The 20,754-nt window shown below is 37.5% G+C and carries 19 protein-coding genes; 2 read left to right on the forward strand and 17 right to left on the reverse strand.

What is annotated here, in order from left to right; translation table 11 throughout:
* Nucleotides 1–50 precede the first annotated feature (50 nt).
* The 17 genes from D7Y06_RS10605 to D7Y06_RS25965 form a co-directional block, all read right to left on the reverse strand.
* A complete protein-coding gene (locus tag D7Y06_RS10605) occupies nt 51–749 on the reverse strand; it encodes a phospholipase D-like domain-containing protein (RefSeq protein ID WP_120407766.1) in 699 nt (232 codons plus the stop codon).
* Complete coding sequence (gene drmB, locus D7Y06_RS10610; protein ID WP_120407767.1) at nt 731–2,494, reverse strand: DUF1998 domain-containing protein; 1,764 nt, start codon at nt 2,492–2,494, stop codon at nt 731–733. Before drmB ends, D7Y06_RS10605 begins: the two co-directional genes overlap by 19 nt.
* Nucleotides 2,494–5,961, reverse strand: coding sequence for a DISARM system helicase DrmA (drmA, locus tag D7Y06_RS10615; RefSeq protein WP_120407768.1), 3,468 nt, complete (start codon nt 5,959–5,961; stop codon nt 2,494–2,496). The genes drmB and drmA overlap by 1 nt, the downstream gene beginning before the upstream one ends.
* A gap of 20 nt (nt 5,962–5,981) precedes the next feature.
* On the reverse strand, nt 5,982–8,717 hold the full coding sequence (locus D7Y06_RS10620; protein WP_120407769.1) for a DEAD/DEAH box helicase family protein: 2,736 nt from the start codon (nt 8,715–8,717) through the stop codon (nt 5,982–5,984).
* Nucleotides 8,717–10,246, reverse strand: a complete 1,530-nt coding sequence (locus D7Y06_RS10625; protein WP_120407770.1) for a site-specific DNA-methyltransferase — start codon at nt 10,244–10,246, stop codon at nt 8,717–8,719. Before D7Y06_RS10625 ends, D7Y06_RS10620 begins: the two co-directional genes overlap by 1 nt.
* A gap of 9 nt (nt 10,247–10,255) precedes the next feature.
* Nucleotides 10,256–12,847, reverse strand: coding sequence for a DISARM system SNF2-like helicase DrmD (gene drmD, locus D7Y06_RS10630; RefSeq protein ID WP_120407771.1), 2,592 nt, complete (start codon nt 12,845–12,847; stop codon nt 10,256–10,258).
* A gap of 10 nt (nt 12,848–12,857) precedes the next feature.
* The gene (locus D7Y06_RS10635; protein WP_120407772.1) at nt 12,858–14,132 is read right to left on the reverse strand and encodes a DNA cytosine methyltransferase; all 1,275 of its coding nucleotides are present in this window, start codon (nt 14,130–14,132) and stop codon (nt 12,858–12,860) included.
* A gap of 76 nt (nt 14,133–14,208) precedes the next feature.
* Nucleotides 14,209–14,394, reverse strand: a complete 186-nt coding sequence (locus tag D7Y06_RS10640; protein WP_120407773.1) for a helix-turn-helix domain-containing protein — start codon at nt 14,392–14,394, stop codon at nt 14,209–14,211.
* Between the two features lie 181 nt (nt 14,395–14,575).
* Entirely contained in the window at nt 14,576–15,607 is a 1,032-nt protein-coding gene (locus D7Y06_RS10645) for a hypothetical protein (protein ID WP_158591350.1), read from the reverse strand.
* A 62-nt stretch (nt 15,608–15,669) separates the two neighbouring features.
* Nucleotides 15,670–16,404, reverse strand: coding sequence for a relaxase/mobilization nuclease domain-containing protein (locus D7Y06_RS10650; RefSeq protein ID WP_158591351.1), 735 nt, complete (start codon nt 16,402–16,404; stop codon nt 15,670–15,672).
* A gap of 48 nt (nt 16,405–16,452) precedes the next feature.
* Entirely contained in the window at nt 16,453–16,800 is a 348-nt protein-coding gene (locus tag D7Y06_RS10655) for a plasmid mobilization protein (protein ID WP_120407776.1), read from the reverse strand.
* A 313-nt stretch (nt 16,801–17,113) separates the two neighbouring features.
* Nucleotides 17,114–17,572, reverse strand: coding sequence for a hypothetical protein (locus D7Y06_RS10660; RefSeq protein WP_120407777.1), 459 nt, complete (start codon nt 17,570–17,572; stop codon nt 17,114–17,116).
* 18 nt (nt 17,573–17,590) lie between these two features.
* Nucleotides 17,591–17,773 carry a hypothetical protein gene (locus D7Y06_RS10665; RefSeq protein WP_120407778.1) on the reverse strand — a complete coding sequence of 61 codons (183 nt, stop codon included), beginning with the start codon at nt 17,771–17,773 and terminating at the stop codon, nt 17,591–17,593.
* On the reverse strand, nt 17,770–18,390 hold the full coding sequence (locus tag D7Y06_RS10670; RefSeq protein ID WP_120407779.1) for a ParM/StbA family protein: 621 nt from the start codon (nt 18,388–18,390) through the stop codon (nt 17,770–17,772). The genes D7Y06_RS10665 and D7Y06_RS10670 overlap by 4 nt, the downstream gene beginning before the upstream one ends.
* 134 nt (nt 18,391–18,524) lie before the next feature.
* A complete protein-coding gene (locus tag D7Y06_RS10675) occupies nt 18,525–18,773 on the reverse strand; it encodes a hypothetical protein (RefSeq protein ID WP_120407780.1) in 249 nt (82 codons plus the stop codon).
* Nucleotides 18,774–18,804: 31 nt separating this feature from the next.
* Nucleotides 18,805–19,200 carry a helix-turn-helix domain-containing protein gene (locus tag D7Y06_RS10680; protein ID WP_120407781.1) on the reverse strand — a complete coding sequence of 132 codons (396 nt, stop codon included), beginning with the start codon at nt 19,198–19,200 and terminating at the stop codon, nt 18,805–18,807.
* Nucleotides 19,201–19,255: 55 nt separating this feature from the next.
* Nucleotides 19,256–19,465 carry a helix-turn-helix domain-containing protein gene (locus D7Y06_RS25965; protein ID WP_158591352.1) on the reverse strand — a complete coding sequence of 70 codons (210 nt, stop codon included), beginning with the start codon at nt 19,463–19,465 and terminating at the stop codon, nt 19,256–19,258.
* A 501-nt stretch (nt 19,466–19,966) separates the two neighbouring features.
* Between D7Y06_RS25965 and D7Y06_RS10690 the strand changes: the two genes are divergently transcribed.
* Together D7Y06_RS10690 and D7Y06_RS10695 are read left to right on the forward strand one after the other, a co-directional pair.
* Nucleotides 19,967–20,194: a helix-turn-helix domain-containing protein gene (locus tag D7Y06_RS10690; RefSeq protein ID WP_120407783.1), complete on the forward strand. Its 228-nt coding sequence runs from the start codon at nt 19,967–19,969 to the stop codon at nt 20,192–20,194.
* Nucleotides 20,195–20,326: 132 nt separating this feature from the next.
* Nucleotides 20,327–20,695: a helix-turn-helix domain-containing protein gene (locus tag D7Y06_RS10695; RefSeq protein ID WP_158591353.1), complete on the forward strand. Its 369-nt coding sequence runs from the start codon at nt 20,327–20,329 to the stop codon at nt 20,693–20,695.
* Nucleotides 20,696–20,754: the final 59 nt, after the last annotated feature.

The raw sequence follows: 20,754 nt of genomic DNA on the forward strand, positions 1-20,754 counted from the left end.
TTCACAAAAATTTCTGATAATATTCTGATAAAGCCACAGCATCAATCATCTTAGTCCTTGTTTCGCCTACAAAAAACCTTCATCCTAACCATTTCCTTCATAACATCTTCTATCTGTTTGGCTTTGTCATGCGACTCTATCAAAAATCCCATCTCAACATTACCTTGCATACCATGATATGAAAGATTAGCTGATGAAAGCAATAATCTCTTTATATCTGAAACTATTAATTTCGCATGCAACGCTGCCATTTTATCTTCTTCCTGCTTTTGATATTCATATACTTGTAGAAAACGTGAACGATACGCCATTAGCCTGTTAAGTACATCTCTTTGCCTTTCAATGTCATTTACATACAATCGCACATAAACACCATGCTGGCTCTTTTCAATAATAATATCAAGCATATCTGTAAAATAATCCGAAACAGAATACCCCGTAAGAGTAAGGCTCTTTTCAGTGCTCGTAATCAGTTTATGTACTATATCCTTCGTTTTTAATGCCTTCACACGAAATGAATCTGGAGATGTAAGAACCAGATCGGCATGTTCTATTTTCTTTGATGAATACATTTTCATGCACAAGCTAATTATGTCTGCTATTTCTTCATCACTGCAATGGACAAAATATTTTTTCAGTTCGCTTATTGCTTTATCAAACTGATTACTCACATCATTTACAGAATAATTTTCAAATGAATCAGCTATCAAACCTGCGATATATTCAATTCTTACACTCGTATTCCACATAAATCCTTCACCAAGTCTCTAAAATATCCCATTTCTTCATGTTCAGGCACAGGTACAACCAATGCCCTGTCAAGCAGCCGGTTTCCGTTTTCACAAGCGGTTTCTGAAATCATTGTACATGAATGGCAAGAAGCTCCGTTTAATCTATCACTTGTCGGGTTTTTCATAAAACATTCAGGATCTGTCGTACAAACCAATCCATTTTCCAATGCACCTTTTAGAAGCGGCAGGAATTTGTTCATTCCACCCAATTCCACCAACCCGCCAAGCGATCCCTCCTTATCAGCCGCACCTGTATATATCAAAATACCACACATATTTTCACTACTATATATACGCTCATGCAACGCAGAAGAAGAATATCCAGACTGCATAGCCATTTCCTTAATAAGCATATGCGAAAAGGTATGTAATAAAACATATTCCGCATTTCTTGGCTTGAAATTCTCCCACCCCTTATTCTGGCAGTATGACGCATAACACTCTTTATACTTATTAGAATGCGCCTCCACCTGTTCATTCTGCATCCATTGATCTATTTTTTCCCTACTCAACTCAATAAAAACACCCTCACCATTTATTTCAACTGCCGGAAGCCATTTTTCTACTGAACCGTATTTTAACTTAACAATATGATTTTGTTCATCTACCTCTGGTTCCGGAGCTTCCAATCTGGTAAATCCGGTTAAAACTTTTACTTCTCTTAAGCGATGTATTTTAATAATTCGTGATATATACTTCCTGATACTATCACATAAACTTACTTCCTCAGCTTTAAAATATTTCACATCATGCTGATATTCCACATCCTCATGGTGCGTGATAGCGACATACTCCATCTCTTTTAATTCAGTAAACTCTTTTATATTCTGACTTAACATATCATAGGCATTCTTGAAATCCTCATAAGAATACTTGTCAGCAAAATATTTTTTGTATGCAAATGAAAGACCTGCTTCCTCTCCCATTGCTTCCACTAATGTTTCAATAGTTGACCTCTGCGCCCCCATAATATCATTAATAGGATTTGTCCAAGGCGGAATGGATATCGCATTTCTTGTAACAGAAAAATAAACATTAGATGCACCTCTTTGACTAGGTACAACACCCTTTTTACATATCTTTGGCTTCGTTCCGGGTCTATGGGGGTGATTTCCGGAACAACATAATCCGACAAATTTTTCTTTTTGCATTGCTCCCGACATTACTCTTTTTGCACCGCATTTACATTCTACCCGTAATTCTGCAAGTGACGATGTAGTACCCCTTGATTTAAGGAACATATCCTCTTTACAGCTTGTTTCTCCATAATGAACCCACCACCTCCACGGGAAGTCATCCATATGTCCATCTTCACATACTGTAATAAATCTTGACGGATATGCTGGGAATCCACATTTGGGACACTTAACTTCACCTTGATTGCCATTATATTGATCAATATCAAAATAATCTCTCATATCAAACAAGAATTTACATGAACCTTTGGAACAAACATGATAATAAGGAAATGAAACAACCGGAATATCTTCTTTGCCACCAGTTTTAGGCATATAGAACTTTCTAACATTCATATAGCTTGCCAACCGTGCATCTCTGATTTCTTTACCAATGCTGTTATTGTTCCAGTATTCAATATCCAAAACGGTCAATGAATCATTTACCGCATCCATAATTGAGCCCGGTCCATATGTGGTTATTAACTGATTCGGACGAACTTCGCCCAGCTTTTTATAGAAATTCATCAGACATCCTCCCAATAAAATACTGTTGATGACTGCTCAACATCACGCATAGAATTTAAAGTAGGTTTCTCTTTATCCCCATAAAACTCACCATAATATGTAAGCAGTCTCTTCTTATCCTCCGCTACAGCCGGAACATAATAGTATAGCTTGTCATCTTTCGCTATGTTCTTCCAAATGTTTATAAACTCATCTATTTCTTTTTCCGTATCCGCATAATTTGCCGCAGAAGTTATTTTTACCCTTGCGAGTATTTTATCCTTAATCTCTTTTATCAGACTCTCTGCAATATTATTGATATTTGAAGCACCACTATTATCCGCCATCGTCTCAATCTGTAATCTAAGCAATGCTACAACTAACGCATGCAACACCCTATCCCTTGCTCTTGCAGCAAATGGTGTTGCAGTAGTTCCCTCCACATATCTATACATCTGTGAATGGAATCCTGCAAAGTTTTCGTAGTTAGATAAGTCCCTAGGCCTATACGGATTATAAACAGTGAATATAATTCCAGGATACTGTCGTCCTACGCGGCTTGTTGCCTGGATATATTCAGAGTTTTGTTTTGGCTGACCTACTACTGACATAAGTCCCAGACGATCCACATCCATTCCGACAGCAATCATATTGGTGGCAATCACTACATCATAGCAACCTTGCCTTTCCTTATTTTTATCATAGGAAACTGCCAGTTTTTCAAGGACTTGTGCTATTTCCCAAGATGGTATACGTGACGTAATCTCCTTCTTTCCTTCAAAATTCAAATATCTTGGTTCCGGACTATTATATTTATTCTTCACTACCCTGATTCTGCTTGCAATATCATCATCAAGAAGACGCACTGCGCCACCAAGTTCCCGGATACTGTTGAAATATCCTATCAAGGTATAATATGGATCAATATAATCCTCAAACTCAGGCTCTTTTGACAGATCCAATGCCGTCTGTAAAATAATCGAATACAAACGGATAAGTGTCGTTTTTACGGACTGTCCACTTGCACACACTCCAACAAATTGGCGAAAAGGTTTTTGTCCGTTAGCAGCCATTGTCTGCAGTTCTTCCTCACTGGTATTCGCAAGATTATTCACTGGCAGCGGAACTTCCTTAATAAAGAAAGAATCTCTTGTATCAAACCCGCTTGGCGGAAACTGCATAAACTTCTCTCTTCCATAAAGATACTTTATCTGTTCCCCTGCATTCTTTATCGTCGCTGTAGAAACCACATACTTTGGACGTATCCTTTTTCCACTCTTCTCTATACAACACATCTCTTCAACAACCGTTTCATATCCCCCATAAATCGTTCCAAGAGGTCCGGTTATTAAATGAAGCTCATCCTGTATAATAAGTTCTGGTGGATAAAACGGCTTACATTGTACTGTCTCAGCTTTTTCCAATCCTGCAGCACCATCAGCATTATGTCTTCTTGCATGCCTTTGTCCAATTGCAATATGCCCACATCGGGTACAATATCTGTCAGTTTTTCCAAATATCAGACCTACCTGTTCTGTCCAAGGAAGCCGCGCAAATTTATCTACTGTCGAAATAATGACAGTAGGACACTTGGCATAGATTTCCTCATCCACGAGATATACTGGAATTGTTCTTCCAGACCGCTTTGAAAACATACAAAACGAATCAGCACAATGAATCTTTACTGATTTTCCTTTTTCATTTATTTCATACTCATCCTTTGTAATTACCTTGCCACAATATGGGCACTTGATAATTTGCTTCGTAAGCTTTCGAATAAACTCTTTCTTCTTAAACTGATCTGTGTCACTGTAATCGCTAAATTTATTCGGAGTAACATTTCCTCCCACCCAGAATCCAATTGTTATCCGTTCTTTTCCATATAATTCCGGATTCTTCTCACGCAGCCGTTCCATCGCTACAATAAGCCGCATTAATCTGTCTCTTTGCTGCGTTGTCAACAATCTAAGTGTATAGCGCAAAAATACTGTTACACCACCATCTTTCTCATATTCAGTTTCTTCTGTTGCTGTTAAGCGCCTATATGCAATCGCAAACGCTATAAGTCCCAAATATGCCTCAGTTTTTCCACCGCCTGTTGGAAAATATAATAAATCGACAATCTCCCTCTCCAGTGATTCACCATCTATAATGCCATATAAGTTCAATAGTATAAAAGCAATCTGGAATGGTCTCCACACACTATGATCCTGTTTTCTTCCCTTTTCAGGAACATCTTTCATATAATCACTAAGGCTACATTTTATTCCAATACCATAATCTTTGGAAAAAGCAGTTATGCTTCTTTGCAAGTACATTGCCTGATTCATAAACATAAACGCCTGATATACCTTTTCATCACTTTCAATTAAGCCAATTCCGACATTCATTCTTCTATTTGCCTCAATGCACTTATCAATAATTTCCTGTCCAGTAACCTCGAATTTTGCATCATTCATAACCTTATCATTTACTAAAGTATTTGTAATCCAACTGCCATACAGGGATGTTAATATATGTAAATTGGATATCACCTCCGCTTTTTTCTTTGAACACCCCATTTGTAACATCGAAAAAGCATGTTCAGACATCCCGTCTATTTGTGCGCTGACACTTGGAATTTCATAGTCGGGTATGAATGCAGTTCTAATAGCAGTAGCATTTACTTGGTCTGGCGAACATTCCCAAGATGCAGCACATCCCCTGCCTCTTGCATACACCGGTCTTCCCTTGTAATAATACTCGTCTTCCAGCTCGACTTTCCTACATACATATTCAGGTACAAAAATTGGATTCATCATATCATCCGCAATAAGCATTTCCACCTGGAACATGACTTTCTCATATTCCTTTTCCTCACCAGAAGACTTGTCATTGTTGTGAAGATACACGGATACCATCCTGTATCCATTACCCAACTGCATTTTCATAACATAAATATAGATATTCGCATTTAATTCCAGCGGTATCTTCTTTGAATGTTTAATCTTTGCAAAATCAATATCTACAACATCATGCATCTGTTCCCGAATGTATACTGTATGTTTTTTCTTTTTCTTATTCTCCGCATCTTCTTCTAAAGTTCCATCAACTACTTCGCCCTGAACCTGTTTTGTATAATATTTTCCCCAATTGATATAAGCGCTGATTTTTTGAACATTATCTGAAATATAGAAAGACACACCAATAGACGACGGCTTTTGAAACCCACCTTTCATTCTGTCTTCGGGTTCTTCCTCTTCAAAAATCCCAGCTTCCATAGATTCACCTTCGGCATCAAACTTTTTCTCAGTAAATTCTATATCAAAATAATTCTCATCTTCAGTCACAGCAGTGTCAGCAGGATATAATAATCCCGTAATATAACTGCTTGTAGGCACTTCATTTAATTCTTCGCATTCAGAAGCAGGACCGATTAAATCTTTACGAACTGCTTCTAATATCTTTTGTCGAACAATAGCATACTTAAAATCTTTTATATCTGCCATATACAGCCTCCAATAAATTTTTAATCTTCTACAGCAATGGGTACCGCCAATCCTATCACATACTTAAACGTATTCCCAACAACAATTTTGTCTCCAGGAATTAAACGATATTCCCACTCCTTTCCATCTGCATCTACTTTAGAAGCACATTCGCACCATTTGACAGCAGCTTTCGCCTTTTCCTGTACATCTTCATTATCTGTTTGGTTTGCTGCCTTTACTTCAATCATGTATTTTTTATCGTTTGTTTCTACTAAGAAGTCCGGATTATATTGTTTCGCTGCTCTGTAAAAAAGTCCCAACTGATTCATTGGCGGTTTTATATATCTAATTACCTCCGAATCCTCTTCCAAGACAACAGCTAATCTTCGCTCATCATCACTATCAAATGCATTTTCAGCATAATATGATTTTTTATATCCTTCAAACAAATATTGTTTTATGTTCTTTTTATCCGTTACCTCCTTTTTATAGCTTAACCTTCCATCTTTCTTCATATTTTTTACAAAAGCCCTGAACACAATAAGATCTTTCTGAATGTGAAACACAAATTCAGTGTTTTCCTCTTTTGAGGCATATATTTGTTTTCTTAAATCATCAACAATTACAGTTGCATATCTTCTAACAATTTTCTTTTTATCATCATTAGTACCTTCGATAAGAGTAAGATACTGATTTACAACATCCAAAATAAATTCTGCATCATCAGAACTAAATTCCGGAATACTCTCAAGTAAAGAAACTGCCAGCATATTAATTGGATTGTCAACAATTAATGCATCCGCATCAAGAACCTGAAGCAGTTTATCATTTATAGTATCATATCTTTCAATTTTCGATGCTGCTATATCAAAATCCTGAATATTTCTTTTTACCGTAAATGGTTTGAAAGTAATTGTGGAACTATAGCTTATCCCAATTTTGGGCACTGCGATTGCTACTCTCTTAAGTTCTCCAATTTTCTTAACAAACTCCTGCTTTGCATATGGCAATACATTCTTTGCTCCCGATGGTTTTTGCAAATCTATTTGAAGTGAAGTATCTCCTTGCTGTACTACCAATGAAACGCCTGCACTTTCAGCCAGAGAATTTGGCTGTATCACTACCTCTTCTTGAAGATTAAATTCTTTGCTAGTTGTATCATTACTTTGTTCATTCCAAAACAAATCAAAAATGGTCATTTGACCACCATTGTCATCAGCCTTTTTTGAAGCCACTCTCTTTACAAATGCCTTTTGATATTCTTCAAACAGCTTTTCTACTGTATTTTCATTATTCAAATCCTGATAAGATGCTATCCTGCATTCTTTTAAAGCTTCATCAAACAAAGACAGTTGCTGATTATCTACAACTGGTTCAACATTAACAATTTTGCTCTCCGGTATATCATCCTCATCAAGGTTTCTCTTGTTAAACACAGGATTATTCTTTATGTCATCAATTATCTCACGATAATGGTCGTGTGCAACAATATCCAGAGTATCCAGTTCCTCAATATGTGTTATTTCACCAAATGGTAACCTTAACCCCCTTCCAATAGTCTGCAATGCCAAAATATCGCTCTTGGCTGCATTAAGCGGAATTATAGTAAATAAGTTATTAACATCCCAGCCTTCTTTTAGCTTGTATACATGTAATACAATCTCTATAGGGTTCGTATTCTTTTCAATAGTCAATAACTTCTGAATGTTTTCCTCAGTCTCAGTTCCACTTGTACTTGAATCAATTTCAATAACCTTTCCAACATATCTTCCCCCAAAAAAAGCATCTGAATCAATTTTATCTTTTATTTTTCTGGCATGCGCTGTATCTTTACAAGCAACCAAAACAATCGGTTTTACCTGTTCTAATTGATTGTCAATGCAATATTTATAAACAATAGATTTTCTTCTTTCATGAAGCTTAATTCCATCCTTTAACTTCATTTCCTCAATATCATCATCTGAATATCCGGCTGTATTGGTTCTTCCCATAACAACAGGAATCTTCAGGAATTTTCCTGCTCCTTCTTCCAATCCGTAATGATATATAATATTTTTATTTGTACTTTTAGGTGTTGCTGTAAACTCAAGTCCCAACACTGGATTAAGGTAATTAATGGCAACTTTTGATGCAGGAGCATAATACCGATGTGATTCATCCATACAAATAACCAAGTCATCAAAAGAACGTAAAACTTCAGCAAAAGAACCGCCTAAGTTTTCATTAAACTTATGGAATTTAAACTCCAAATCTCCACGAGTAAAAATCTTTGAAATATTAAAAATAAATATCTGTATGTCTGACGTTTTTTCTACTACCAATTCCTGCTGTACATACTTTACCGGATATGACAAATAGTTTTCTCCATCATATACCTTTGGTCTCCCCATTTCAGCCTCAAGACCTTTAAACATATATTTTAAATGCCCCGGCACAGCTTCTCTGCGCATCTTGTCGTAAATTGTATTTCCAGGTGCAAGGATAAAAAAATGTTTGTATCCTTTTGTCTTGTACAAATAGTAGATACACGCTCCCATAAGCCGGGATTTACCAATACCCGTAGTCATGTCAAAACAAAAGGACGGAAAATCAAATTCTTTATCAACAACTATCGTATGCGGTTTCTGGCAATTTTCAGACGCAATCTTTTCAGCTTTGGATTTGCTTGTTGTTCTATATTCTACCTTTGAACTGATTGCATCAAAATACTGTAAAGCTTCATATTGAGGTTCCCGTAAACTCATCGCCCATTTGATTTTATCTACTGAACTCATTATTCCTGTACCTCACTTTCAAAATTGCACTTATCCAACAAATCTCTTGGAATCTTCTTAACCTCAACATTCGCAGGCAACATCATATCTGCCTGATTCTTCTTACAGTAAATCAGCAGACTTTGCCATTCTCCTAATGATTTCATAACTGACATTACATATTTGGTATTTACAAATTCCTCTGTAATATGGATAAATCTGTTCTCAGAAGAATACCCTTGGAATTCTCCTGATGGTGCATATGTAAATCCTTCGATTTTGCAAATTGCTTCGCATACCATATCCCAAGTATAGGAAGGATTAATCTGGTATATTGGAAGAGTAGGATTTTTAACAAGGAGCGGGTCGGCCAATTCGTAAAATTTATATCCGCCACCACCTTGCCAGTTTCTATTTTTTGAAATTCCTCCATCTTCTCCATCAACAACAGCTTTCATTCTCGTTTGGCAAAATTCGTAACATTGCTCACCCATTTCAATACCTATCCATCGCCGATTCATTTTATGTGCTACTGCACATGTTGTACCAGTTCCAAGGAAAGCATCTAAAACTAAATCTCCTGGATTAGTTGCAATATGTAACACTCTTTCAATAAGTCGTTCTGGTTTTGGAGTATCAAATGCATTATTTCTCCCGAATAACAAATTTATTTCTTTTTTTGCTTCATCTGTATGACCTACCTCCGTACTCGGCCACCAAGTCCAAGGAACCACTCCCTCCACTTCCGAAAAGTAACGTATTATATTAGGCTGAGCGTCTCCTTTTTTCCCAAAATAAATTCTTCCCTCACAAAGAAGTTTCTCATATGTTACTTTGCTCAACGACCAACACCTCCCCTCTGGCGGAGTATGAATTGCACCTGTAGGTGTAACTATTTCATAAAATTGATCCTTTGTCGCATGTCCTGCCTGTGCAGTCATTGGAACGGGTCTCCATGATCCTTTAGGATCATTATTTGGATTTTTATATGCTTTCATTTCATCTAAACTTACTGAAATTTTATTCCGACACATTTTAAATTTACTTGGATTTTGTGCATACACAATTATATATTCATGCACATCTCCAATGGCCTCTCTATTTTCTCTGGAATATCTTTTTTGCCATACGTTTGATGCTATGAAATTCTTTCTTCCACAAATTTCATCCATCATAATTCGCAAATATGGCATTTCATCATCATCAATCGAAACCCATATAGAGCCATAATCTTTATCAAGTAAATTCCATAATAGCTCCATTCGCGTTCTAATCATTGACAACCAAATTGAATGTTCAACACCATCATCATAATGTTCAAATGCATTTCCTGTATTATACGGAGGATCTATATATATACATTTGACTTTACCCACATAGTTTCTTTCAATAGCTTTAAGTGCAAGCAAATTATCCCCATGAATCAGCATATTCTCTGTATCCGAATCTCCATATGATTTCGACTTATCCTCTATCAGAATTCTCGGTTCCAACTTTTGCTCATCATATTTACCAACCCATGTAAGCTCCAACTTTCCTTTCTTCTCCATGGTATCCTCCTAAAATTTTATCACTATTTTGGTTATCAGCTGTGGCAGTTTCAATACGGAATCTTCAAATTCTTTTCGTATCTCATCAGCCTCTCTTTCTAACTTAGTCATCTCGTCATGGAATGTCTCAATCAGCTTTCGTTTCTCTTCTTCTAATATTTCTATTTTCTTCTTCAATGCTATTTTCTGCATAAAATCAGTCTCTGAAATATATTGTTCCCTAATTTTTTCAATTTCTGACATATCCTTCGCTTTTAGCAAATAATCATCTTTACGAAGTTGCAGCCAGTTTGATATTTTCTTCTGGTTTCTCGCTACAAAAGGCTGTTTGGATATTATGCTGTTCTGTTTCATATAATCTGTAATCTTATCTATATAAGCTAATATTTTCTGATTATCCGGTTCTTTTTCTACAAGAACATCGACCTGCAATTTTACACCTAATGTTCTTGCCAGAGAATCTGTCACCTCATATATTTTTCCTTCAGTATCAACAATCTCAAATACAGCCCCTGTAATTACATCTTCAACATAAGCGCCACCTATCAAAAGGTATCCGTGCTCTATGCTAGGTATGTCAATAGGAACATTTACTTCATAATATAAAGGGTATATCACATTTCCTTTTAGCTTACCAATATTTGACCAATATTCCAACTGACTATCATATTGACTGATTTCTTCCAATATTTTATCAAAACATTGCCTATGCTCCGTTTCAGGCTTATAAGTGAATAAACTCTTTAATTCATCCATTTTTTTATTTTTTTTCTTATCGAGCTCTTTCTCTAACGCTTTAAATTCTTTTGTGAAATCGGATGTTGTTTTACATTCTTGGTATATCTGATTCACACGTTTTTCAAAATCTGCCCCGCTTTCCAATAATCCAATTGCTTTATCCGATGCACCGAATACTCCCTGAAACAATTCAAATTTTTCAGAGAGAATCTCGTAAACTCGTTTATCTGCTATGTTTTGTGTATTAAGCAAATTGATTACAACAACATCATTTTTTTGCCCATAGCGATGGCATCGTCCGATTCGTTGCTCAATTTTTTGTGGATTCCAAGGCAAATCATAATTAATAATCGTATTGCAAAACTGTAGGTTCAATCCTTCTGAACCTGAATCGGTCACCAAGAGAATTTTGTATTCATCCCTGAAGGCTTCTACAATTGCATTTTTAATCTCAACATTTCTACTACCAATATATTTTCCATAGTTTCTGGCTTTCCAAGCTTTATATATTTGCTTTGTAGCAGTATCATTCATGCTTCCATTAAATTTCAATATTTGTCCTTCATATCCGCTTTTTGACAGTTCTTCAAATATATATTGCTGTGTTCTTACAGATTCTGTAAACACAACAGTTCTCTGCTTAATTTCTGTTTTCTCTTGAAAATCGAAAGCTTTTTCTACCGCCTGTTTCAAAGCTGCCATTTTTGCATTTTTCTTAATACTTTCAGCCTTGCTTATAATAGATGTAACTTCATTTATTTCATGCTGAATAAACTCATTGACTTTGTCTCGCGTATACAGTTCATCCTGCTTTCTGTCGTCATCTGCTTCAATCTCATCATCCTCAAAAAAGCTAAGAAAAAAATCAATACTTTCGTCTGAAGATTCATTCCTTGTTGTTTCTTTTAACACTTCTAACCTTCTTTTTAATACCTTAAATGTTTCTGCAACAGCCATACTAGAAGATGCCAGCAATTTTCTTATTACTGAAGTAATCAAGGTGCGATGTGAATTAGGAAGCGCATATACAATCTCTTTCTTGAGATAATTGTTTATCATTACATATAGTTCAACTTCCATCGGTGATAATTCAAAATCAATTGTCATTTCTTTTCGCTCTGAAAATTGAATATAGTCTGTCACTTCTTTTCTCAATGTACGTTGTACAACAGGTTTTAAACATTCTTTTAATTCACTGTAGTTCTCATTTTTCAAATATCGTTCTGAAAACACTGCCTTTCCGTAAAAAATCCTATCATCAATATATTGAACAAGACCATACACATCAAACAAAGTATTTTGCATAGGTGTCGCAGTAAGCAATATTTTAGGAATTCCTCTCGTTAATTCATATAATGCATTTGCTATTTTTGAACCATTTTTATGTACATTCCTAAGTCTATGAGCTTCATCAAACACACAAAAGTCCCAAGGAATTTTTGCAAAACTTTCTTTTCTCCTTGCCGCAAAATTGTATGATACTATTATCACAGCTTGATGTTTTTTTATTTCAGATAAATACTCATCCCAATTTGCACTATCAACAATACATGAACTAATATCAAATTTTTCTTCCATCTCAACCTGCCATTGCTTACGCAAGTTTGAAGGCATTATAAGCAGTATTTTATTTCTTCCGCTCTGTAGCAAATATTTTATTACAAGACCTGCTTCTATAGTCTTTCCAAGACCAACCTCATCTGCTAATATTACCCCACCAAATTCTAATGAGGAAAGTGCAAATAAAAATGCTTCTGCCTGATGTGGATTCATGTCAATATGAGACGTATTTAAACAACTATATGGATTATGCTTTAATTCTTGCAGCTTAAGTTCGGCATATGTGCTTTCAACAATTCCCATCTGCGCACCCCTACTTTTTTTCTAATTGTTCCTTAATTTTATCAGCAATTGTTTTCGCCATCATCGGCGGAACCGCATTTCCAACTTGTATAAATTGAGCGGTTCTTGGTCCTTCAAAATAATAATTGTCTGGGAAAGACTGGAGTCTAGCTGCTTCTCTTACAGTAATTGATCTATGTTGGTTAATATCCGGATGAATAAAATAATGTCCATCCTTTGATAAATGTGCCAATATTGTGTGGCAATGATCCATATCACCTTCAACAACCTTAAATCTGTCCACAAAGGATGTTCTATTCCTATGAGTCTTTAACTCATCTGGTAAATCATTATATTTTAAACGCTCGTGTTGCCCATTTTCAAACCACAAATCAATTGCTCTTTTATATATTTCTATATCTTGCGCTGTATGCGGTCTTGCAATATGTCCTGTGAGAATATCTGATTTAGTACGAATATAATTATCCTTAACATATTTCTTTAAGCAGCGCATGTCAGTCATTGTATACTCTATTGCTTCCTGTCCTGGAAACAATGCAGGCAAATCTTTAAGCAAATCCCATACTTCTGCATTACTGTGAATCGTTTCAAAAGCCGGATATCCATTTCCTGTGCCTTTTAACCATCCCACAATGATTACACGTTTCCTACTCTGTAAAACTCCAAAATCATGTGCATTCAATTCATGATAATCTATCTCATATCCTACTTTTCGCATATATTTCTGAAGATTCTTAAATGCCTGCCCACCACGTGCTGTCTTTATACCAGCCACATTTTCAAACACAAACATTCTTGGCATATATTTTTTTAGAAATTGAACATACATCTTGTACAGTTCATTTCTTGGATCATCTGCCATCGGGACAAGCATATGGCTGCTCTGCGCCCTACCAACCAAGGAATATGCTTGGCAAGGAGGTCCTCCTATAATCACGTCAACTTGATTAACACCTTTTTCCTCTTTTATATCATCGATTGCATTAAATATTCCTTTAATTGTAGCTTCAGACATCTCTTTATTTATAACAGTCTTAAGTTCTTCTTTTGGAATCAGCTCTAAAAGCTGTTTTCTGGTTATCTGTCCTTTCTGATATTCATAATAGCTCTTAATTTTACCATTGCCTTTTAAATAGTAATAGGCTATTCTTGTTTCTATTGTTTGGGATGCATATTCATTCATCTCCACGTGTGCAATTGGTCTATAACCACTTTGTATAAATCCTTCAGAAAGTCCTCCTGCTCCAGCAAAGAGGTCAATATAGCTTAAACCGTTTTCATTCATGGTTATCTTACCTCATTGTCTCACATTTATTGCCCCAATAATTGAATCTTTTACAGTCACCATGCAAAATAATATGTCATAACGCAGCATTCCCATTCTTAATCCACTCATCCACTTCTGATAGCTTAAATTTCCACAATCTTCCAACCTTATGAGCCGGAATATCTGTTTTCTTAATCCAATTCCTTATTGTATCTTTAGTAACACCAAGATACACTGCCGTTTCCTCTAAACTTGACCATTTTTCAATAGTTTCAGGCATACTCTTCCTCCAATTCTGAAATGCATAAAATATCATGATAAGTATAACACAAGCATATGTTTCTCTCAACTGATATTTTACTGTTTATGTATAATTTAATAGTATTTAATATATATTAAACCGAAAATACTTTTCATAATTCAGGTGCCACAATCTACGTCATAGCACCCAAATCATTATCCTATCGTCTACTCTTATCTCGCTCAGCCTTCTTCTCTTGCATACTTTCCGTATAAATCCGGTCAAACACTTCATATCGTTTCTGTTGTTCCATATTAATTTCCAGTCCATCAATTACTCTATTAAACAACTTAATTCCAGCAAAATACTCCATATCCCCAAAGCTAAATACCTCAGACAATACATCGATTGAATACTCTGCCATTCTGCCTGCATCAATTCCCAGAAGTTTCATTGTCTCTATTACCCGTTCTGCTCTCTCTCCGATAAATTCTTCCACCTTCTGCTTCTCATAATAATCTGACAGAAGTTTTGCCTCCTCATATACGGAATGAAAACCTGTGTCCATATCTATCTTTTCAAAATACGACCGAACCATCTCAAATGCCGATTCCGTTCCCTTGGCATCAAACGGATAACAGCACACTTTTTCAGCCACACTCATTTTCATATAATCAGCTTTGTTTGCGTGTAACTTCATATCAGCCGCATCTCTATCTTCAACATCAGCCGCAATTTCATCAGTAATATCTTCTGAAATCACTTGTGAAACTACCAAATCCTCCGTCTGCCGATGCGGATTCCCCAGCACTTCATCCCTTGCAACTTCTGTTAAATCATCCATATTCCCAACAGGTATCCGATACTCCAGTTCCGCATCCAGCGTACTTCCATCTCTCTCAAGACACCGTTCCACCGTTTTCAGCTTCTTATGATTATTTTTCTTTTGAAGCTTTATCTGCTCCAGTCGTTCCCGATAATCCTCCTCCGATGCTTCAAAAAACGCCAAATCTTCTGCTGTCTTACAGGCTCTTTTCTGCGAAGCCCTGTCCCGATACATTTCTTTCTGTATCTTACACAATTCCTCGGCCACCCGTTGTAAGCGGATTTTCAAATGAACCAAATCCACAAATGATTTCACATCATAGTTTACAACCACCAGATACTCTTCCTGCAGCTCATGCATTTTCCGTATCTGCTCATACAGATAAGCTGATTTGTACGTAAAACGCTTTTTCTCTGCCAGCCGCAAACAATACATCCGTGCATAGCACTTTCTCTGATATGGTGTAAGAATTGTTTTTCTTATTGGTATTAAAGGCATTCATGATTCACAGGGGATGCCAGACTCGCATCTCCGTATTTAAACATAGCCTCCAAGTTTTCCCTGCTAAAATCTTCTGAAATGGTATCCAGTCTTTTAAACCGCTTCATTCCTGGAACCTTTACGGCGATATGCTCTCCCTTTTTTACCTCGAACCCCTGTTTCTCTAACAAGAAAATAAAATGTTCCGTATTTTCTGCATTAAGGGCACAGAATCTTGCATCCTGCTCAATCCATTTTGAAAATGTCTGCTCACGCTCCCATTGTGGTCTTTCCATATTTTTAGGTTCCCTGCTGTATTCTGCCGGTGTAATGTGAAGTCCGTATTCCTTACACAGCCTGTTGGTAATTGGCTGAAACTTGTACTTCCAATTTCCGTTATTGTACTGAAACTTATACCCTGTTACCATATTTACGCTATTAATGACGATATGTGCATGAAGATGGTTCTTGTCCGTATGGACAGCCACTACCGCTTCATACTCACCGCCAAATGCCTGTTCCGCAAATTGCATTGCAATTTCATACATCTCCTTCGATGTTCCTTCACCCGGTTTTAGGGATATGACGAAATGATACCCCTGTCTGCCTCCTGCTTTCCCAAACATCTGCTTAGTTGCTTTCATCCGCTCATAGGCAGAATCCGGCAGGCAGTTAATACCGCCTGTCAGATTGGAATTCCCAAGTTTTTTCGGCTGCAGAATATAATTGATGGCATGTTCCAAATGAATATATCTTTCCTTTGCCGCTTGCTTTCATATGCATTGTCTTGGTTATCGCCATTTGTCCGCTAACTCCTTCATTTTTTCTTTTATCTGTTCCATCAGATGATTTGCATCTTTCATGGTTCTGTCAAATACATAACCGCACCCATTGGCTGTTTTCGTCATCTGGTTGTAATTATTGCAAAGACCTGAAATCTGACGAAGCAGATCCCGTCTGTCATATGCAAACGAAGTATCCGCCTTACCTGCATGAATAATCAGATATCTTACATAATCAGATGCTTTCATGTTATTGACTCTGGCATCATGCCCAACCTGCTCACGCTCCTCATCCGACAACCGAATCGTAAAATTCTTCCTTGATTCTATTAACTGTTTTCCTCTTCCTATAAGCAATCCCTTCCTTTATCTATTTTCTTTATCTGCCGTCAGCAAATCTTCAATATGCCTCAAATTCAAAACCTGCGGGGAGAGAATTTGCCAGATACGTAAAACGCCATGCGTTTTACAATCCGTTTAGGGGAATTAAATCCCCCTAAAACCCTCTTTATATATGCCCATTTCGGGGCATATATCTGTAATCCCTGTGTACTGCCAACGCCTGTCCGCATTACTGCTGGTATTACCGTATAATAATCTGTATAACATCCGGTATTACTTTTCTGTCCTTTGTAATACCAAGCGTATTAGCTTCTCATGACCTGTCTTACTACAAATCCGCCAAAAAAGCCATCACATCCTCTGACACATCCTCACAGGAGCTTTCCGGAACTTCTCCAAAACATGAAGCAACTTCTATGCTTCTCTCCGCTACAGACTCCGTCATTTTAGAAGCTGCCTGCTTTCCTTTCAACATCTGTGTTCCTGTAATCCTTTCCATTTCATCTCTGACAATCAGCTTTATTGCATTGATAACCCTATCTGCTTCACCAGTCATCGTTTCCTGTATCACAGTCCTCTGGGTATTCATTTCACAAATAAGGCGGTTGTCACGTTCGTTCCGTTTTATATCTTGAACCGCCCTTATCAACGCACTTTTTATAAACTTGCTCTTATCTCCATAGCAAATTTTCATAGTCTCACTGGAAAAGAATTTTAAAATTTCTTTGTCCTCTTCCTTATTAAAGCTCAAGCGAAAGCTGACTGTCACACTGTCATCATGTGCCATACTGCCTCCTCCTAACGCCTACAGCTGTTTTCGCTTTAATTGCTGGTGTGCCAGATACTCATATCCAAGGGCGTTTGCCTTAACATCTTCAATATGCATGATGTGTCTGCCTGTGACGGAACCGAAACGCTTCATCACGCCTGCCCCGCCACCGACATATACAACAGGTGTCATCTCCGGATCAAAACCATGCTCTTTCAAGACTGCTTCAATTCCCTTTGCAAATACTGCCAGTTCCTCTCTGACAATCTGCACCATCTTATTTGAATATGGCCATTCCCATACATCATCACCTGCTGTATCTGTTCCTCGGTAAGGGTGCGGTTGGTTTTTCGATAAACCACGTTATTGATATTTGCCATACACTGAATCAGTGCCGACGGAATGGTAATACAGTCACTTTCCACAGGGATATGCTTTCTGGTATGAATGATATCCACTGTCTTGCTGCCAATATCCACGATCAGAAGCTCTGACGGAAGCTTTCCGAGTCTGTCCGCAACAGCAGCATAACATTGTGGATACAGAAAAACATCACTGCATTTGATATGATACTCCTTACCATTGTACTGAAATTCCCTATCGCCCGGATTCAGGTACTCTTTAAATTCTGCCTTTTCCTGCCCGAACCTTGTAAATGGCAATCCGGCTGCAATGCAGACTTCCGTATCACTTAATCCATGATAATCCATCTCTCTGGCAATGGCTGCCAGTGTTAATAAGAAATAATCTCCATCTTCAACCTTGGTATCCTTCAGGGGAAGACTGCCCTCACCAACTTTGAAATACCTCTCATTAAAAAACATAGTGTTGGTCAAAAGCGACGCCTCACCGCCCAGCTCTTAAGTGGCCTCCTTTTGTATGCGGTAATCCCTGTTACCATTGTTCTTAACAAACTCTAGTATACAGGTAAATCCACGTTGCTACAAATGTGGGGTCACTTCATATTGTCCTATTCTTTGCTGATTACCCTGTCCACTTCCTCAATAGGAATACAGTAAATCTCTGCAAAAAGATATTTATTTGCTTTTCCTGCGGGAAACGGCTGGTTTCCACTTTTCTTTGCCGACTTGTTCACATCACGGACAATGTCATATGCCTTGCTTTTCCCGCATCCCAGAAGTGTGGAAACATCTTCCTGGGTAACAAATATCCGTGTGCTCTTCCTTACAACTCCCGGCGCTGCTGCCAATGTACTCATACAATTCCTCCTCCCCAATTTTTCCATCTGCTCAGAGATTTTTCTTTACCCATAATTTCAGGCTACATGCTATCTGTTCAAGCTCTTCCAAGTTTGAAAGCACCCGTTGCAAGTCTGCTTTTTCTGATTCATCTATTGTTCCGTCCTCCACGATATCCACCTTTGTCATATCTCCACCCAGAGGACACACATTTGTACAATAATAGTTCTCCAGTTCCGGGGCATTATATAGATCCGCCATCTTTAAAACCATATCCGGCGGCACTGTTTTTGTGACGCCAAGTTCATAATCTGATAAGGTCGAAACAGATATTCCCAGAAATTCCGCCGCTTTTTCTTTTGAAAATAGGCTGTCATTGTATTTTGCCGCATCTATCCTGGCTTTACAGAATGGGTTATTTGCTGCTTTCGTAGGATGCCTTCCCATTTATTCCACTTCCTTTTCTGGTTATAATTTTTTTAAAGAACCTTTCCCATCCCACTTACAAACAGGCGTTAGCTTCCTGCTGTATGTCAAGCGCATGGTTAATTTTATTAATTGTTTCTCTGGGTGCTGTTATCCTGCCGTTTATAATGGCAGACAGATAGGTTCTGGATAAACCCGTAGCATCTGACAGCCCAGTTAAAGAGATTCCCTTGATTGCTAACTGTGCTTTACACTGCCTGCCCCAGGGTGTAATCGTTTTGCTCATACAATTCTCCTTTCCTGTTAGTTTTATCTTTAACAAGTTGCAATAATATGTTAAAATAATTTTTGAGAAGCCCCGTTCCCTGTTGCAGGTTTCCGGCCGCAATGTGGGTATGCCGGTATAATTCGCCCATAACATCCTGTGGTATCTGCTGATTGGGCTAAAACTTACATGCAGAACCACAACTGCAAAAGTGATACCGTCCGTTGAAACACCCCGACTTGCTTAAGGGCAGCTATGCCAAAATCAGGTTAGTTTGGAAACCAGAACGATTTATGGGCATACGGTGTGGACGCAGGGTAAAAAACTGTGGGGGTTGTCCCAGCCGCCAGAAGCAAGCTGTCAGCTGGGCTTCCAAAAACTCCTGCCATATTTGATTTAACTGTTTATTGCAACTTGTTATTACATATTGTTATTGTAATCCGTGAATCCACGGAAATCAATTATTTTTCCGCATATTCACGGAAGTTTGTGACTATTTAACAACTGATTGGTGGTGTTTTTGTGTACAATTTACAAATTATTGAAGAACGAATTATATCTATTGCTAAAAAAATGGGTCTGTCCAAAAATAAACTCCTCATCAACACAGGTCTCAACAAAAGCGTGTTTGACAATATGAAAAAAGGGCAAATTCCTTCTGTTGATAAAATACACAAAATCGCTGACTACCTGGACTGTTCCGTTGACTACTTGCTTGGAAGGACAGATAATCCTGAAATTAATAAGTAATACCACACTCCTTTCTCCGGTTGCCGCCGGCGAATTATTGTAACTTGTTGTTTTACATTGTTAGTGTAATACCTATATACGTATATGTCATCAACCTTTTTACTCATATGGGTGTTTTCTGGAGAAATTATTATGACGATAGGTAACAGAGTATTAGAGTTATTGCTAGAAAAAAATCTGACGCAAAAAGAATTAGCCCAATATCTTGGGACAAAGCCTAGTACAATTAACGGTTGGAAAGAGCCAAATAGGAATCCATCTTCAAGAGCAATCGTACCTATATGCGAATTTTTGGGAGTATCCTATGAATACCTGCTCACAGGCAAAGCAGCTCCTGCAACTTTCATTGCAGCTGATAACTCGGAATGGCTATCCCTCATTTATCAGCTTCCACCGGAAAAACAGTATGAATTGAAAGGTTACATAAAAAGAATGATTGATGAATCCGTTGCAGCGGATGCACCTTTAAAAAAGACTAGAACAACTAATTCGGTAAAATAGTTCCCTTCGAGTGGTACCGAAGGGATAATAAAGGAGACAAATGAAAAAACAATCTAATC

It is taken from the genome of Roseburia sp. 1XD42-69 (assembly GCF_003612565.1).
Taxonomy (GTDB): domain Bacteria; phylum Bacillota; class Clostridia; order Lachnospirales; family Lachnospiraceae; genus Roseburia_B.

Coding starts and splice junctions, on each gene's coding strand:
- D7Y06_RS10605 (WP_120407766.1), bottom strand. CDS start 749: ATGTGGAATACGAGTGTAAGAATTGAATATATCGCAGGTTTGATAGCT.
- drmB (WP_120407767.1), bottom strand. CDS start 2,494: ATGAATTTCTATAAAAAGCTGGGCGAAGTTCGTCCGAATCAGTTAATA.
- drmA (WP_120407768.1), bottom strand. CDS start 5,961: ATGGCAGATATAAAAGATTTTAAGTATGCTATTGTTCGACAAAAGATA.
- D7Y06_RS10620 (WP_120407769.1), bottom strand. CDS start 8,717: ATGAGTTCAGTAGATAAAATCAAATGGGCGATGAGTTTACGGGAACCT.
- D7Y06_RS10625 (WP_120407770.1), bottom strand. CDS start 10,246: ATGGAGAAGAAAGGAAAGTTGGAGCTTACATGGGTTGGTAAATATGAT.
- drmD (WP_120407771.1), bottom strand. CDS start 12,847: ATGGGAATTGTTGAAAGCACATATGCCGAACTTAAGCTGCAAGAATTA.
- D7Y06_RS10635 (WP_120407772.1), bottom strand. CDS start 14,132: ATGAATGAAAACGGTTTAAGCTATATTGACCTCTTTGCTGGAGCAGGA.
- D7Y06_RS10640 (WP_120407773.1), bottom strand. CDS start 14,394: ATGCCTGAAACTATTGAAAAATGGTCAAGTTTAGAGGAAACGGCAGTG.
- D7Y06_RS10660 (WP_120407777.1), bottom strand. CDS start 17,572: ATGGCACATGATGACAGTGTGACAGTCAGCTTTCGCTTGAGCTTTAAT.
- D7Y06_RS10675 (WP_120407780.1), bottom strand. CDS start 18,773: ATGAGTACATTGGCAGCAGCGCCGGGAGTTGTAAGGAAGAGCACACGG.
- D7Y06_RS10680 (WP_120407781.1), bottom strand. CDS start 19,200: ATGGGAAGGCATCCTACGAAAGCAGCAAATAACCCATTCTGTAAAGCC.
- D7Y06_RS25965 (WP_158591352.1), bottom strand. CDS start 19,465: ATGAGCAAAACGATTACACCCTGGGGCAGGCAGTGTAAAGCACAGTTA.
- D7Y06_RS10695 (WP_158591353.1), top strand. CDS start 20,327: ATGACGATAGGTAACAGAGTATTAGAGTTATTGCTAGAAAAAAATCTG.